Origin of the sequence: Enhygromyxa salina (assembly GCF_002994615.1) — a bacterium.
Lineage (GTDB): Bacteria > Myxococcota_A > Polyangia > Nannocystales > Nannocystaceae > Plesiocystis > Plesiocystis salina_A.
Window position 1 is genome coordinate 13698 of sequence record NZ_PVNK01000068.1, and the last position, 16192, is coordinate 29889.

The 16192-nt window shown below is 67.3% G+C and carries 13 protein-coding genes; 6 read left to right on the top strand and 7 right to left on the bottom strand.

The features are described from left to right. Positions 1 to 432: 432 nt before the first annotated feature. Positions 433 to 1512: a YHYH protein gene (locus tag ENSA5_RS06160; RefSeq protein ID WP_106390695.1), complete on the top strand. Its 1080-nt coding sequence runs from the start codon at positions 433 to 435 to the stop codon at positions 1510 to 1512. Positions 1513 to 2018: 506 nt separating this feature from the next. On the opposite strand, the gene ENSA5_RS06165 is transcribed toward ENSA5_RS06160, so the two are convergent. The 4 genes from ENSA5_RS06165 to ENSA5_RS06180 form a co-directional block, all read right to left on the bottom strand. Continuing rightward, positions 2019 to 2411 carry a VOC family protein gene (locus ENSA5_RS06165; protein WP_106390696.1) on the bottom strand — a complete coding sequence of 131 codons (393 nt, stop codon included), beginning with the start codon at positions 2409 to 2411 and terminating at the stop codon, positions 2019 to 2021. A gap of 309 nt (positions 2412 to 2720) precedes the next feature. Continuing rightward, positions 2721 to 3557, bottom strand: coding sequence for a class I SAM-dependent methyltransferase (locus ENSA5_RS06170; RefSeq protein ID WP_106390697.1), 837 nt, complete (start codon positions 3555 to 3557; stop codon positions 2721 to 2723). A gap of 71 nt (positions 3558 to 3628) precedes the next feature. Continuing rightward, positions 3629 to 4864 (bottom strand): FAD/NAD(P)-binding protein, encoded by a 1236-nt coding sequence (locus ENSA5_RS06175; RefSeq protein WP_106390698.1) that lies wholly within the window; start codon positions 4862 to 4864, stop codon positions 3629 to 3631. A gap of 239 nt (positions 4865 to 5103) precedes the next feature. Beyond that, the gene (locus ENSA5_RS06180; protein ID WP_106390699.1) at positions 5104 to 6003 is read right to left on the bottom strand and encodes a class I SAM-dependent methyltransferase; all 900 of its coding nucleotides are present in this window, start codon (positions 6001 to 6003) and stop codon (positions 5104 to 5106) included. A gap of 1148 nt (positions 6004 to 7151) precedes the next feature. Here ENSA5_RS06180 and ENSA5_RS06185 point away from each other — a divergent pair. Then, positions 7152 to 8141: a hypothetical protein gene (locus ENSA5_RS06185; RefSeq protein WP_106390700.1), complete on the top strand. Its 990-nt coding sequence runs from the start codon at positions 7152 to 7154 to the stop codon at positions 8139 to 8141. Between the two features lie 834 nt (positions 8142 to 8975). Here ENSA5_RS06185 and ENSA5_RS06190 read toward each other — a convergent pair. Further along, positions 8976 to 9965 carry a ribonuclease Z gene (locus ENSA5_RS06190; protein WP_106390701.1) on the bottom strand — a complete coding sequence of 330 codons (990 nt, stop codon included), beginning with the start codon at positions 9963 to 9965 and terminating at the stop codon, positions 8976 to 8978. Positions 9966 to 10110: 145 nt separating this feature from the next. Here ENSA5_RS06190 and ENSA5_RS06195 point away from each other — a divergent pair, with 145 nt between their 5' ends. The 4 genes from ENSA5_RS06195 (at position 10111) to ENSA5_RS06210 (ending at position 13525) form a co-directional block, all read left to right on the top strand. Then, positions 10111 to 11526, top strand: a complete 1416-nt coding sequence (locus tag ENSA5_RS06195; protein ID WP_106390702.1) for a dihydrolipoyl dehydrogenase — start codon at positions 10111 to 10113, stop codon at positions 11524 to 11526. A gap of 38 nt (positions 11527 to 11564) precedes the next feature. Then, positions 11565 to 12134: a hypothetical protein gene (locus tag ENSA5_RS06200; RefSeq protein ID WP_106390703.1), complete on the top strand. Its 570-nt coding sequence runs from the start codon at positions 11565 to 11567 to the stop codon at positions 12132 to 12134. Positions 12135 to 12149: 15 nt separating this feature from the next. Continuing rightward, positions 12150 to 12776, top strand: coding sequence for an SNARE-associated domain-containing protein (locus ENSA5_RS06205; RefSeq protein ID WP_106390704.1), 627 nt, complete (start codon positions 12150 to 12152; stop codon positions 12774 to 12776). Between the two features lie 155 nt (positions 12777 to 12931). Continuing rightward, on the top strand, positions 12932 to 13525 hold the full coding sequence (locus ENSA5_RS06210; protein WP_146155387.1) for a putative signal transducing protein: 594 nt from the start codon (positions 12932 to 12934) through the stop codon (positions 13523 to 13525). Positions 13526 to 13551: 26 nt separating this feature from the next. Here ENSA5_RS06210 and ENSA5_RS06215 read toward each other — a convergent pair whose 3' ends face one another. Next, entirely contained in the window at positions 13552 to 15030 is a 1479-nt protein-coding gene (locus tag ENSA5_RS06215; RefSeq protein WP_106390706.1) for an alpha/beta hydrolase, read from the bottom strand. After that, positions 15015 to 16184: an alpha/beta hydrolase gene (locus ENSA5_RS06220; RefSeq protein ID WP_106390707.1), complete on the bottom strand. Its 1170-nt coding sequence runs from the start codon at positions 16182 to 16184 to the stop codon at positions 15015 to 15017. Before ENSA5_RS06220 ends, ENSA5_RS06215 begins: the two co-directional genes overlap by 16 nt. Positions 16185 to 16192: the final 8 nt, after the last annotated feature.

Below are 16192 nucleotides of genomic sequence, written 5' to 3' on the forward strand. Positions count from 1 at the left end.
CAGTGAAGACCCCCAGGTATGCAACTCGTGGACCATGAGGGGGCGAGGGGGCGGTCACGAGGTCTGGGGCTCTGCGGGCGCGAGCGAGGACGGACCGAGGGTGCCACGGCCCGGGGCTGCGGATAACGCATGCTCCATTTGCAGGGGTGCAGTTTAGGCATGAGCACTTCGGCCCGGCTCAGGGGTCTTCCACGCTTTGCCGCGGAAGACCCCTGAGCCGGCCCTGACTGTCACGTATGGCGTGCTTGGCGCATTCGTGGCGCCTGGCGCGACCGGACGAAGATACAGGAGAAAGAAAGCGGAGAGGCGGGGGCGCATCGGGGAGGCACATATTCTGCATATGAGAAGCCGGATATGACCTCTACGCCTTTTCCGAGTCCTGGCGTTCGACGCGACCTCCATGCGCCGCGCGGCCAGCTTTTCACCCTCGTCATGTCTCTCGCGCTGCTCAGCGCCTGCAATGGCACCCCTGCCGACGACAGCGCGGCCGAGAGTGAGACTGGCGAGACCGGTGGCGAGCAGCTCGAGGGTCTCGACCCCGAGAACTTCCTCGAGGGGGGCCTCGACGGCGCGATCACGGAGGTTCAGTGCACGCTGAGCAACGGCGAGACGACCACCTGCTACAGCATCCCGATCGCGGGCGCCCCGGCGAACCACGACGTTGGACCCTTCTGCCCGCGGACCATCGATGATGGTCCGGAGGCTGTCGGCATCTGGCTCGATTCGGGCGAGGTCTTCGACGTCGACGGTGCATTCATCGTTGGCTTGGCCGAGTACTACATGGACGATGTGTGGCAGCTCTACGATCCCGACACCGGCGAGGTCTACGTGACCGATAGTCAGGATTCTTGTGAGGCCGCGGCCAAGCCCGACGTCGAGGAAGAGTACAATAACCATTGTGTCGAATGTTCGCTCGACTACTACGGCGGGGGAGTCTCGGACACTGTCTTGATCCCCCAAGTCCCGGTCGCCCGCGAAACACCCGGGGAGATCGACGGCGTAAACAGCGTCGGGGTTGCCCTCAACGGCGTGACCCTCGATCCCCCGGCGCCGGTCGATGCGATCCTCGCCGCCCACACGATCGCCGCGTTCGACGACTGTGGCGGCCACGTGAACCCTGTCGCCGGCTACCACTACCACGCGGCGACGGGGTGTCATGCCGAGGTCCCGGCTGAAGATCACGCTCCGCTCATCGGCTATGTCAGCGACGGCTACGGGATCTATGCGATGTCCGATGAATACGGGGTCGAGCCCGATGATCTCGACGAATGCCGGGGTCACAGCGACGAGAGCCGCGGCTACCACTACCACGCGGCGAGCCCGGGCGAGAACATGTTCATCGGCTGCTTCCACGGCGAGGTCGTCGATGATGGTGAGGGTGGTGGAGGAGGTGGTGGTGGTGGGATGGACATCCTCGACTGTGCAGATGTCCCTGAGGGAGCCCCCTGTTGCGGCGATGGGCTTTGCGATGGTGCTGAGACCGCAGCCAACTGCGCGGAGGACTGCGCGTGAAGGGTCGTCGCCGGATCGCCACCGGGCTCGCCGCCGGGCTCGCCGTCGCGCTCAGCGTGCTCCCCGTGCCGTCATTCGCTCATGATGGTCACTCCAGCCGTGCGGCCTGGGACGCTTGCGCCAAGCACACGCTCGGCGACGACTGCGAATGGACCGACGAGCACGACTCCCGGTACATCGGCACCTGTCGGCGAATTTCGAGCAGTCTCCTTTGTGTCCGCAATCGGCCGATCCAGCACGAGGCCGAGGGGGCTCACGGTCATGACCATGACCACGGTCATGACCATGACCACTCGGCCCAGCGAGACTCGAGCGCGGGGCTGGGCGCCCTCGGTCTGCGCGGAAGCACGATCTTGACGTTGTCTGTCGCGCTCCTGAACGCGCTTGGGGTACCTCTGCCCCGGCTCTCTACAGAACCCCTCTAGCAGCCCGGGCTGCTAGGGCACGAAAGACCACATCGTGCGCCTTCGTGCCCCATCGTGGCAGGGAGGGCTACCCTCGAGCGCTCACTCTCCGGAGTGGCAGACGGCTTCGATGTTGTAGCCGTCGGGGTCGAGGATGAACGCGCCATAGTAGTTGGGGTGATAATAGGCTCGCACACCGGGAGGCCCATTGTCGCGCCCTCCTGCCGCGAGGGCCGTCCGATGGAAGGCGTCCACTTCGGCGCGACTCGCTGCGAGGAACGCAATGTGCGTCGGCGCGATCTCTCCCTCGCTCGGAGCGATCCAGAGATCCGGCTTGTTCGTGCCAAACCCGCAGGTAACCGGTACGCCGAGGGACTTGACCGTCTCTCGCGTCAACTCCACCACGAGGCCATAGCCGATCGGCTCGAGCACCGTGGTGTAGAACGCCTTGGACCTGGCGTAGTCGCGGACGAGGAGGGTGTAGTGGTCGATCATGCGCCGGCCCCATATCACGACCGACAAGCCGGGGCCTAGCAGCCCGGGGTGCAATGCATCGTGTCGCCTCGCGCCGGAACTTTTGCCGAGGGCTTTGTCGCCAAAACTTGCAGTACGCCCGGTACAGCGGCGTTTTGGCTTCGCGCCCTCGGCGAAAATTCCGGCGCGAGGCGACACGAGGCATTGCACCCCGGGCTGCTAGCGACGTGGGCCACCGGGCTTTGATGAGCGCCGGTCGCTCTGAGCGCGAGTGCGTGGAGATGTGCTCACGCCGGCGACACACGTCCAGTGCGTGGCCGGTTGTGCATGTCAGCGGCGCCGCCCGAGGGCGAGCCACGCGGGCATCTCTACTTCTTGCCGACCGCTGCCGAGTTCGCGCTCCAGCCGAACTCGAATTCGTGCACACAGGTCGTCAAACCGGCCCGGCTCGAGCTGGTCCGCGGCAATCGCGAGCGCAACGTGGGATCGCTTAATTCCCTCCCACAGCGCGTCGAGCGAGGGCGTCTCGAGCACATGAACGACCGGGTGAATCTCGACCTCGAACCCGGCCTCACGCATCTCGGCTTCGAACACGTCTGGATCCGCGAGCGCCAGTCCGCCCGAGCTGGGGCTGGCGATCTCCTTGCCCAACTCGGAGTTGACGATGGTGAACGCGACGATGCGGTCTTGGGGCTGCCAACTCGCAACCACCGCGCGCGCTCCCGGCCGTAGGACCCGGGCGAGCTCGGCGAAGCCGCGTCCTCGATCGGGGAACAGGAACAGACCAAACATCGAGAACCCGAGGTCGAAGCTGGCATCTGCGTAGGGCAGCGCCTGACCGTCGCCCTGTTGCAAGCTGAGATTCGCGAGCTGTTGCTCATCTGCCTGCTGACGCAGCGCCTCGAGCATCTGCGCAGAAAAATCGAGCGCGTGGACCCGAGTGATCCGTGCGGCTTGCAGCGCGAGCGTGCCGGGGCCGGTCGCGACGTCGAGCACCTCGTCGTGCTCGCTAATCTTGGCCAGTCGAAGCGCGTCGGCGGCGTAGCGGCCGGCATGCTCGGCGATGAAGCCCGCATAGTCCGAGGCCACGCGATCCCACGATGACGCGTGGTTGATGAGGCTGAGATCGAGTCCAGAGGGCTCCGGGGGGGACGAGCTATTGACCACGGCGTGACGCTACTTCGTCCGCGGTACACATGCAAGTGAATTGCATGTTGGCCGCGGGCGGACGAACGAACTCAAACGGTTCCCAGCCGAACAACCTGGCCCCGCGGAACCGACCTGCGCTCGCACAGGTGCTCGAGCAGACGTTCGCTGGCCATTCGTGCGCCCGAAACGTTGCGCGCTGCGGGCCCGAGTTCGAGCTCGGCGAGGCCTCCGCTGACATGGATCCGTGGGTGCCAGCGCAGCGCGCGATCGACGATCGGATAACCACACTCCGCGCAGGGGAGCCCGAGCTCGGCGATGCTCTGGTCGAGCCAGGCGCCGGGGCGGGCCCGCGCGAAGCCAGTCGCGAGCACCACTCGATCGGCCGATCGGATCGGGCCGGCTTGGGGCCACAACTCGACGCCGCCGTGGCGCGCGACACGGGCATCGATGATCTGGGCCTCGTGGACCTCGACCCGACCGCGACGCTCGGCCCGGCGAAACTCGCGCAGGACGTCACGTGGAACGGTCCCGCGGTTGCGCGCCGCGTCGATCATCGCCCGCCGCCGGCTCATGTCGGGCTCGCGCCGAAAGCCGTCGAGGTGCAGCGGCCCGAGCCAGCCGGGATCACTGTCGAACTGGGCCTCGCGCAGGGGCTTGCGGGTCAGCAGCGTGACCGGACTGGTTCGATTGCGGCTCTGCGCGAGCGCGAACTGAACCGCCGAGATCCCGCCGCCTACGACCACGAGCTGGTCCGCGTCCGCGAGCGTCGACGCGTCGAAGTCGTCGTCGAACACGTGCGCGAGGCGGAGCCCGTCACGGGCGAGGGCTTCGGCCCAGGCTGGCCGCGCGAGCCGATCGGAGCCGAGCGCGAGCACGACTCGGCTCGCGGTGATGGTCTCGGTCTCGGTCTCGGTCTCGACCTCGACCTCGACCTCGAGCCGATCGCCGCGCTCGGTCAGAGCGACCGCGCGTCCACGAATGCACAGCTCGGCGATCCGCTGGCTGGCGAGCAGCGCATCGCAATGCTCATCGAAGAGCCGCCGCGACGGTCGGTTGTAGGGCGGCCGAAACTCGCGCTTTTGGTTGTAGCCGCGCTCGCGTGCGAAGTTGCTCAGGGAGAACGGAGGCCCGTCGAGGTGATGGACCGAGGGCGACCGCATGAACCGCATGCCGACCGTCGCCGAGCACTGCCGCCAGCGCGCCAGCGGGTTGGGATGCGGGTCCAGCAGCCGGATCCGATCTCGCTCGACGCCCGCACGGCTGAGCAGGGCGAGCGCGAGGTGAACACCGTGGACTCCAGCGCCGATGATCAGCCAGTCGAGCATCGAGACTGACTTAGCTCGTTTTGCAATCGAATTGCAAGATGGAGCTGCAAGTCAGTTGCAAGACACGGCGGCCGCGTCGGCGCAGTCGTCGCACAGGCCGAGCCGCAAGTCGGGGCCAGGGGCCTACGACCGAGGTTCGAGCAGGGCCTCGGCGTCAGCAAGAGCAAGCCCAAGGCCAAGGACTTCTTCGCGCGCGGCTGTGAGCTCGGCGGCGGCCGCTACTGCGAGTGAGTTCCCGATCAGGGGGCGCGCGTACCCAGGCGAAAGACCAGGACGACCGCGCTGCGGGTGATCCCCTTGTGCCAGCTGAAGCGCCTGGCGAACATGCGCATCAAGAACTTGGAGATGCGGGGCAGGTACTTATTATTGAGGAAATCGTCGCGCAACAACAGATTGTCCTCTTCGAGGAAGACGTACTCGCCGTCTCGACCCCAAGCTTGGATCTCGGCCGGGTCTTCGTTGGTGAATTGCATCTCGACGCCATACTTGGCGACGACCTTCTGCGAACTTTTGATCTTGAGCTTGCTGTAGGTGTCGAAGATGAAGATGCAGCCCGGGAACTGGGCTTTGAGGGTCGAGAACAGGTCCTGCAGCTGCGCCTCGCTCAGGTAGGGGGTGAGCCCCTCGGCGACGAAGATGAAGGGCCGCGCTCGATGGTCTGGCTCGAGCTGCTCGATCCAGGCGTGCTGCGAGAGGTCCGAGCCAATCATCGCGTAGTTCGTCCTCTCCTCGTAGAACTCGTGGCGCAGGGCGATCATGTCCGGGAAGTCGACGTCGTAGAAGGGCAGGCCGGCGTCGATTCTGGACTTGTAGCGCTCGCAGCGGTCGCTCAGCCCACAGCCAAAGTGGACGACGACCGGGTCGTCGAGCTCGGCGAGGTACTTGTCGAGCAGGTCCTCGAAGGACTTGGCACGGACGACTAAGAAGACGGAAGAGGTCATCATCCGCATGAGGGCGGAGCTGGCCTCGGTCCTCGCCTCTGCGTCCGAGAGCCGCTCGCAGATGTCACGGGCCTTGCTGAAGTCGAGGAGCCAGTCCTCTCTCGGCACCTTCTCGGCGTGGAAGGCTTTGGGCTCGAGCACCATCAGCGCGGTCGCGGGCGCGCCCCGGATGTGGTCGACTTGGACTTTGTCGGTCATGGATCCCTGGGGAACGCTAGCTATGGATGCCGAGCGTGGCAAGCTCAGGGCAGCTCATGCGCTCGCAACCACAAACTGCCAACCCACTCGAGCGCAGCGATGAAGTATCGCTTGCGATGCCACTTCGGCTCAGTCCGTTAGGCGAGGGGGAGCTCGCGCCCCGTGTCCCCAGCTTGTTCATCGTGTGTGGCCGGGCCGCTCGTGAATTCGTGGCCTTCGATCGGGAGCCGTCCCCGTGCGTGAACTCGACGAGCCCAAGTTTCACGATGGCGTCGTGTGCCGCGAATCAGATGGAGGCGCTCAGTCTGTGCCCACAGCTACCGTCTGATGTCCAAGGGTCGTTCGCAGCCTGCACGATGTGAGGGGGTGCCGAGGCCGCAAGGGTTGCGATGTCGTCCGGGAGCTGCTCGAGTGCTGCGATGCCCTCGAACTCCTGGCCCCAATTGCTCGCGGTTGGCACGGGCCGAAGGTAGTATGCGAGGTTCTCGCGCGGCGCAGCGCGGCGAGCTGCTCGGGGTCCATGCGGTGCGTGCCCGAGTGCTCGGCGATCATGCGAGTCCTTCAGCCAACCTTGCCCAGCAGGTGATCGTCAGTCGTCCAGTACACCGGCCGGCGATCGCTCAGCGCGGAAACAAACACGTCGGCACGGGCGAGCACGAAGCGAACGAGAACCGGCGAGAACCGGACTCAGAGTCTTCCTTTGATCCTCAGATCACCCAGGAGGTCCGGGGAGCTGAGGGGCGGACTCCCGAACCTGGCAACCGGGGGATCTGGGCTCGAAACTCCGTTCTAAGCCTCATAACACCGTTTTGAGTCGCACGCAAACTCGGGAGAACCGGACTAGTGGAGAACCGGACTCAGAGTCTTCCTTTGATCCTCAGATCACCCAGGAGGTCCGGGGAGCTGAGGGGCGCGGGAGAACCGGATGGGCGCGGGAGAACCGGACTCAGAGTCTTCCTTTGATCCTCAGATCACCCAGGAGGTCCGGGGAGCTGAGGGGCGGACTCCCGAACCTGGCAACCGGTGGATCTGGACTCGAAACTCCGTTCTAAGCCTTAGAACGACGTTTTTGAGGTTCATCGGAATACAAACACACACGAACTGCAAGAATCCCTGCAACACCAGGCGCCGCGGGCCGAGAACCCTGCGTGGCCACCTCCGCCCAGAAGCAAGCCAGCGCCGCCCGTCGGGCGAAAAACCGAGCCCGCGGCCTCGCCCGCGACTACCTGCGTGTTCGCGCTCGGCCGATCTATCGCGGTGGCCGCTACAAGATCACCAGGCGCTGCATCGGCCGGCTGTTCCTCTTCTCTCCAGGATACAAGCCTGCCGAGCTCACCAACTTCCTCGGCTACTGCCTCGCCTACGCGGCGACGCGCTACGGCATCCAGGTCCACTCGAGCCTGTGGATGTCCAATCACCACCACACCGACCTCACGGATCCTGACGCCAACCTGGTGCCCTTCAAGCAGCTCCTGCACAGTCTCGTCGCCCGGGGTCGCAACGCCCAGCTCGGACGCACTGACAGCGTTTGGAGCGGCGACGGCCCATGCGACACGCAGCGGCCGACCGACGACGAGTCGCTGATGGACCTCGTCTACACGCTGACCAACCCGGTCGAGGCCGGGCTCGTCAAGTGGTCGCGCGACTGGCCGAGCTTCACCACGATCGGCTGGCGCTTCGGCGAGACCCGGACCTTCAAGCGGCCGGATGGGATCTTCGACGAGGACGGCGACATGCCCGAGGAGGTCTCGCTGACCCTGGTCCGGCCGGCGATCTTCTCGAAGATCGATGACGACGCGTTCTACGACAAGTTGATGGACGCGGTGCGTGAGCGCGAGCTCGAGATTCATCGATACATGCGCAAGGTCGGGCGTCGGTTCATGGGGCAGCGCAAGCTCGCCCAGCAGCGCTGGAATCGTGCGCCGCAGAGCTTCGAGGAGCGGTTCACGATCACACCGAAGCACGCGGCCTCGTGCCTGAGGCTGGTCTTGAACGAGGTGGCGCGGGATCGGGAGTGGGAGCGTGACTACGCGGCGGCGCGGGCGGCTCTACTCGCGGGTGAGCCGGCGGTGTTTCCTGCGGGGACTTATTGGATGCGGCGCTTCGCGGGTGTTGATGTGATCGCGCAGGCGCCGTAGCGGGTGGAAAATAGAGAGATGGCGGGGTCGCGCGAGCCATCCTGCCGGGGTGTATTGGTTCGGCGGCGTTGAGACCCAGCTTGAGGGGCGAAACAACACGATTGTCGAGCTTCGATCATCGAAAGTGGGCGTGTATTTGTGGCTTGAGGAGCGTCGGACGAGCAACCCGGGTCTCTAGATGACTGGGTTTTGTCCGGCGCTCGCAAAGACTCCCCGTCCGGATGCCCCGCGGATTTGCGGGGACTTACTGGATGCGGCGCTTCGCGGGTGTTGATGTGATCGCGCAGGCGCCGTAGCAGGTGGAAAATAGAGAGACGGCGGGGTCGCGTGAGCCATCCTGCCGGGGTGTATTGGTTCGGCGGCGTTGAGACCCAGCTTGAGGGGCGAAACAACACGATTGTTGAGCTTCGGTCATCGAAAGTGGGCGTGTACTTGTGGCTTGAGGAGCGTCGGACGAGCAACCCGGGTCTCGAGATGACTGGTTTTTGTCCGGCGCTCGCAAAGACTCCCCGTCCGGATGCCCTCCGGATCTTATCGGACGAGCAACCCGGGTCTCGAGATGACTGGTTTTTGTCCGGCGCTCGCAAAGACTCCCCGTCCGGATCGCACTGGATGCGCAAAGACTCCCCGTCCGGATGCCCTCGGTCTCTGAGGGGCGAAACAACACGATTGTCGAGCTTCGATCATCGAAAGTGGGCGTGTATTTGTGGCTTGAGGAGCGTCGGACGAGCAACCCGGGTCTCGAGATGACTGGGTTTTGTCCGGCGCTCGCAAAGACTCCCCGTCCAGATGCCCCTTTGAGCTGGTCGCGGCGGGCGTGCCCCCTGCGTAGGTTTAGGAGCCGCTCTTCTTCGACGACTTCTTCGACGACTTGGGCCGGGCGCGCTTGGGCATCTTGAGCACGTCGAAGTCGCGGGCCGCGACGATCTCGCCCTCGGTAAAGACCTCGCGGGCCTCGGCCAAGAACGGCGCCGTGCGTTCGTAGCGGCGCGAGAAGTGGGTCAGGACCAGCGTCTTGACCCCGGCTTCCTTGGCGATCTGCGCGGCCTGCTCGGCGGTCAGGTGGCCGTTGTCCCGGGCCCGGTCGGTGTCTTCGCGCAGGTAGGTCGACTCGCAGATCAGCATGTCGGCGCCACGGGCGAGCTCGAAGGCGTTGTCGCACAGGCGGGTGTCCATGACGAAGGCCACGACCTGACCGCGGCGGGGCACGCCGACGTCCGCGAGCTCCACGCGCCGACCCTCGACCTCGACGGAGCCCTCGCGCTGGAGCTGCTTGATGACCGCGCCGCGCAAGCCGGCGGCCGCGAGCTTGTCGGGCAGCAGGGTCCAGCCGGCCTGCTCTTCGACCCGGTAGCCGAGGGTCGGGACGCCATGGCTGAGGCTCAGGACCTTCAGGGCCAGGCCCTTGCCGCCGACCTCGGCGCTCCAGACCTCGTTGAGCTCGGTCTTGCTCTGGGCCTCGGCGATCGGGTGACCGTGGACCTCGGCGCGGTCGTGGTAGATCGAGGCCCGGCGCAGGCGGCGATAGAATTTTTCCCCGCTCGAGGGGAAGAACACGTGCACGGGGTGGGGGCAGCCGTCGAGCGAGAGCAGCTGCGAGATCCCGGCGAGGCCGAGGCAGTGGTCACCGTGGAAGTGCGTGATGCAGATCTTGGTGATGTCGGTCGACGACACGCCTGCGTGGATCAGCTGACGCTGCGTGCCCTCGCCGGGGTCGAAGAGGAAGCCTTCACCGTCCCAGCGCAGCAGGTAACCGTTGTGGTTGCGGTAGCGCGTGGGGACCTGGCTGGCGGTACCGAGTACGACGAGCTCACGGACTGACATGGGGTGCTCCGGGTGCCCGAACGCGGTCGAGCCGGCTCGGGGGGCGGGAGCATAGCCGCTGGCTCGCTCGGCGCCAGCGGGTGATCCGAGATGATCGCAAAGACCGACGTATCTTTGCGCGAGCTTGGGCGTAGAGTGCAGGAACATGAGCGAAGCAGTCATCCACGCCGATGTCGCGGTCATCGGGGCCGGCTCCGCGGGCCTGGTCGCGCGCCGACACGCGCTGCGCAGCGGGGCCAAGCGCGTGCTCCTGATCGAGGGCGGGCCCTACGGGACGACCTGCGCGCGCGTCGGTTGCATGCCCTCGAAGCTGCTGATCGCCGCGGCCGATGCGGCCGAGCAGCTGCGCTCGGCCAGGATGTTTGGGATCGAGGCCGGGAGCGTCGAGATCGACGGCGCCGCGGTCATGGCCCGGGTTCAGCGTGAGCGCGATCGCTTCGCCGGGTTCGCCGTCGAGTCGAGCGAGGCGATCGACGCGTCCGATCGCGTCCGCGGCTGGGCGCGCTTTGTCGGGCCGCGCAGCCTGGTCGTGGACACCGCAGAGGGCTCGGTCCGGGTCGAGGCCAGGGCCGTCGTCGTCGCAACCGGGTCCACGCCCTGGGTCCCGCCGGGGCTGCGCGGGCTCGGCGATCGCCTGCTGACCAGCGACAGCGTGTTCGAGCTGCCGACCCTGCCCCGCTCGCTCGCGGTCGTCGGCGCCGGGGCGATCGGGCTCGAGCTCGGCCAGGCGATGCACCGCCTCGGCGTCGAGACCATGATCTTCGCCAAGGGCAGCCGCATGCCGCTGGTCTCGAGCGAGGTCATGCAGGGCGTCGCCCGCGAGCTGTTCGAGGCCTCGCTGGCGCTGCACCTCGGCGTCGCGGATGTCGCGGGCGAGCGACTCGAGGGCGATCGTGGCGTGCAGCTGCGCTGGACCGGGGCCGACGGCGGCGCGCGCGAGGCCGAGTTCGAGTATGTGCTCGCTGCGACCGGTCGTCGCTCCCAGCTCGATCGTCTCGACCTTGGCCAGGCCGGCGTCGAGCTCGACGCCGAGGGCAGGCCGACAAGCTGGGATCTGCGGACCACGCAGATCGCCGACGCGCCGATCTTCATGGCCGGAGACGTGACTGGCGTGCGCACGATCCTGCATGAAGCCAGCGCCGAGGGTCGGATCGCCGGGAGCAACGCGGCGCGCCACCCCGACGTGCGTGCCCACGATCGCCAGGTGCCGCTTCGGATCATGTTCACGGATCCAAACATCGCGGTCGTCGGCGAGATCCCAGGCGACGCAGACGAGCGCGCGTGCGCCTTCGGCGAGGTCGACTTCAGCAACCAGGGCCGGGCGCGGATCATCGGCCATGCCCACGGTCGGGTGCGGATCTACGGGCGCCGAGAGGGCGGCGAGATCCTCGGCGCCGAGATGATCGGCCCCGGCGCCGAGCACATGGCGCATTTGCTCGCGTGGTCGATCGAGCAGGGTCTGAGCGCGCAGCGGGCGGTGGAGATGCCCTACTACCACCCGGTAGTCGAGGAGGGGCTGCGGACCGCGTTCGGCGAGCTGGCCAAGAAATGCAGGGCGTGAGCCCCGAGAGCCCCGAGGCCTGGGGGTACAGTCCACCCATGCAAACGCATCACTGGATCGTCGCGTTCACGGCCGCGCTCGGGCTCATGGCTTGCGGGAAGGGCAAGCCGGGAAGCGAGCACGCGGACGCGCCAGCGGCGAGCGTTGGCGCGACCCAGTCCGAAGTCGCGCCGATCGAGGTGACTGGCGTCCGCCTCGAGGTCACCAACCCGTCGATCTCGCCGGACGACCGCGTCGACCGGGTCTGGGTGCTCGAGGGCTCGGCCGTCGAGGGCTTCGACGCGCTCATCGCCGAGCTGTTGAGCCAGACCAAGGTCAACGATCGGATCACCCTCGGGGAGTACGTCCACCTGGTCGAGGCCCGAGACCAGGCCGCGCTCGCCGAGCTCCGTGCCCACGCGCCCCCGGCCAACGTACCCCTCGACGGCGCTTCACGCCGCGAGCTCTCGCTGCTGCGCGGAGGTCAGGAGATCTTCGAGTTCGATTGGGACATGGCCTACTCGGGCGCGCTCGTGGACGAACTCGAGCAGCTCGTCGTCAAGCGGGGGACGCTGAGCGAGACACGCCCCGCCAAACTCGACGAGCGCGAGCCCGTCGAGCCCGAGTGACCACCGTGCCGCCCAATGAACGAGGTGCCCGACACCCCCCACTCGCGCAAGCGCTGGATCGCGGCCTTCACCGCGGTGATGGCCGCGCGGGGCCTGGGCCTCGCCTTGTTTCCGGTCTTGTTGGTCGAGGCGCCGGTCGTGTTGATCCTGCTCAGCCCGATCCTCGGCCACCTGGTGTTGACCGGCGCGCTGTTGCCAGCGTGGCAGTACTTCGCGGCCGCGCTCGGGGGCTCGATCATCCAGAGCATCGTCGCCTATCGCTTTGGCGTGGTTCTGGGCGAGCGCGCGCAGGTCTGGCTCGAGGGGCGGGGCGCGGCGACCCACGCCGCGACCACGCGGATCCTGGGCTGGATGAAGCGGGCGGCGCCGGTCGTGTTGATCGCGATGGCGGGCACGACGGTGTGCGCGCTCGCGGGCGTGTCGCAGGTTCGGGCGCGGGTGTTTTATCCGGCGATGATCGTGGCTCAGGTCGCCTGGGTCGGGGCGTGTTTTTGGTTTGGCGTCGCGGTCACCGATCAGATCGAAGTGGTGCTCAGCTTCGTCGAGCTTCACGTGCTCGAGCTGACCGCGGTCGCGCTGGCGCTGGTTGGCGGGAGTCAGCTGTGGAAGCGCTGGCGGCAAAAACGAGCTGCAGGCGCTTGATTTAGGTCTAGCAGCCCGGGCTGCTAGCACCCCGGACTGCTAGCGCGGCGATCGGGCGCCGCGCTCTGCACGCCCTCGCGCCCTCTACTCGAGCCAGCCGCGAGCACGGCCTTCGAGCGCTTTCGCGGAGCGGAGCCAGCGAGTAGCGTGCGTCGGTGAGCGACGCGTTGGTGGCTGTCTGCACGTGTACTGACTTGGCTCAGGCCCAGTCGATCCGGGCCTCGCTCGAGGCTCGCGGCGTCCCCACGCTGGTCGACGGCGAGCATCAGCGCAACGTGATGGGCATGTTCGGCACCGTCGTGGATCTGCGGATCATGGTCCCGCGCTCGCAGCTGCGTCTGGCCCATGCGCTGGCCTCGGAGATCATCGAAGACCTTCCGCCGCTCGAACTCGACGACGAGGAGCCCGAGTCCAGCGTGCGCGAAGCTTCGCCCCTGCGTCGGCCGATGCCCGAGGATCTTCTGCCCCCGGAGGACGAGGCTGAGGCCGACGAGTACGAGTACGAAGACGAAGACGAAGACGAAGAGTCCGAGGAAGAGAACGACCGGCAGCTCGCCAGGATGCGCGACCGCAACACCTTGATGTGGCGCCGTCTGCTCGTGGGTGGCTGGACCGCGATGGCGCTGTTGAGATTCGTCTTCACGGGCTCCCTTGTCGCGCTTGTCTCCCTCGCTGTCCTCGCCGCGCTCGTCTATTGGCGGGTGCTTCCGCTGACGCCGGCTCTCGAGGGCGGGGCTGAGCGGGGCTGAGCGGGGCTGAGCGGGGCGAGGCCGCCTCAGTCGTCCCTAGCGAAGGCCGGCCGCGAGATCGCGCTTGCGCAGCCAAGATCGAGCGCGCTCTCGGGATCGTCGAGAAAGCCCCGAACCAACTCGTTGACGCAGCCCGTCGCGTTCGAGGTCCCATGCGCGACATTCTCAAAGGTCACCACGACCGCGTTGCTCAGCGTGTCGGCAGCCGCCCGCGCGGCCGAGGGCGGCGTGGCCGGATCGAGCTCACCATTCATGACCAGGACCGGGACCTCCGACCGAACCGGCTCGCGCCAGTCGGCCGGCAGCGCGACCTTTGGCCAGCTCGGACAGACCTCGTCCAGCTCGACGATCGTCGCGTCGCCAAATGACGACGCCGCGGCCACGCGCCGATCTTCATCATCGAGAAAGGGCAGATCTTCGCTGCACACGATCGACAGGTGCATGCCAACGTAGACGTGGCTGTAGATCGCAACCACAAAGCGCACGACGAAGCTCATCAGCGGCTGGTAGTCCTCGCGCGCGGCCGCGGCCAACATCGCGGGCAGCTCGGCGGTCCACCCGGCGTCGTAGAGGACCAGGCGCACGCCGGTCACGAACAGGTCGCGGTCGAGCTCGACGCTGTACTGCTGGCCGCTGCGCGGGTCGACGACCTCGACCGAGGCCGCCGCGTGCTCGAGCCGACGGATGACCGCCTCGAAGGCCTCGCGTCCCTCGGGCAGGAGCTCGGCGCAGCTTGGATCGGCCGCGCAGTCGTCGAGCGCCTGGTCGAGGGCGTACTCGGTCGCGGCCGGAAACTCGCGCAAGAAGGGGGTGTCGGGTCGCGCGACCCCCCACAACATCGCGCTGCGGGCGTGCTCGCCGTGGCGGCGCAGGTACTCGAGCGCGGCCCGGGTCCCGTAGGACACGCCCCACAGGTTGATCGTCTCGTAGCCGAGCGCGGCCCGAAGCTGGTCGATGTCGGCCATGGCCTCGGTCGTCCCGTAGAGCGACAAGTCGGCGTCGAAGCCCGCGCGGCAGCTGTCGAGCATGGCCCGCTGCGAGGGCGCGGTGATGCCCTCGAGCATCCCGGGCAGCTCGCTGGCCAGACACTGGAGCCCGTTGGAGGAGCCGGTCCCGCGCTGATCCACGAACACGATGTCGCGGGTCTGGTTGACGCCCGCGAGCTGGGTGTCGGCGAGGCCGACGAGCTCGGTCGCGGCCTGGCCGGGGCCGCCCGCGAGCACGAACACGGGGTCCGGCTGGGCCGGGCCGGGCCCGGTCGCCGGGAGCACGACAAAGCGCAGGGGGATCGTGCGGCCGTTGGGCGCCGCGCGCTTCTCCTCGACCTCGAGGTCGCCGCAGCGCGCGTGGGTAGGGAAGTCCTCACCACACTCGAATTCCGCGAGCGGCAAGGCGGCGTCCGCATGTTGGCGTTGACCCGCTGGCTGCGAGGTCCGCGTCGTCGGCTCGGACCGACAGCCGAGCACGAGCGACAGCGCCAACGAAGGGATCACGGACGCGCGCATGCGACCGCTCGAGGCGTGACCACGCCGATGTCACGCAAGAAGCGACCGACCTCGCGATGGTAGCGCTTCGACTGCAGCTGCCACGCGTGACCGCCAGGAAAGCGAAAGTGTCGGGGCCGATCCCAGTGCTCCCACAGATCCCGGGTGTGGTCGGCGGTGACCAGCGTGTCGCCGAGCCCGGTCACGATCATCCGTCGGCCCCACGGGACCTTGGGTCGGTGGGTGAGGGGCGAGTGCAGCGACCAGAAGTGATGAAAGCGCTCGCGGGTCATGCCGAGGCGAAGCGCGCGCTGGTGGAGGGGGTCGTCGCCAGCGTGATCCCACAGCAGGTGGGCCATCGAGGCCGGCGCGAGCACGGGGATCACGAAGTCGAGGCGCTCGTCGATCGAGGCCATGAGCGCCGAGGTGTAGCCGCCGAGCGAGGAGCCCATCATCCCGACCGGGGCCTCGTTGCGGGCGAGGATCGCCGAGATCAGCGTGCGCAGCTCGATCGCCGTCTGGATGAAGGCCTCGTTGGTCCGGACGAGATCTGCCGAGGGGTGCAGCTGTCCGCCGAGCCGCGCCTGCGAGGGCGTCCGCCGGCCGTGGAAGGGCGCGAGGTAGAAGTAGACGTCGAGCCCGAGCTCGTGAAACAGGTAGGGGACGTCGTACTCGTAGCGGTGCATCCACCACGGACCGACGCCCCAGCCGTGGGTCAGCAAGATCGTGGCTGGCGCCGGATCGAGGTGGCGCCACGACCACATGTGGCCGGTCGCGATCTCGGGGTAGCTCGCGTACTCGCTCGCGTACTCGGGATCGCATGGCTGGTAGGGCGTGGCGAAGCACAGGTGCTCGTCGATCCCGACCTCGCGGCGCAGCCGGGTCAGGGGCTGGCGCTGGACCACGCGCAGCTTGGGCAGCTTCGGCGGGAGCCCGAGCAGCCGCTCGGGATCGGCGAGCAGCTCGGGGTCGACGTAGCGCTGGAGACGATCGACGACGCTGCGAAAGCTGGCCTCGCTCGTCGGCACGTCGTTTCCGAGGAACAGCCGACGCAGCGCGGCGAGCAGGATCTTGTCGGCCGCTCGGGTTGCGAACGCGACGAGTTGCTCGGGCACGGCCGGCGGCGCGTGCATGCTGACCACCGGGAGCTTCGAGCTCTCGCGCGCTTGGCTCATCGCCGATC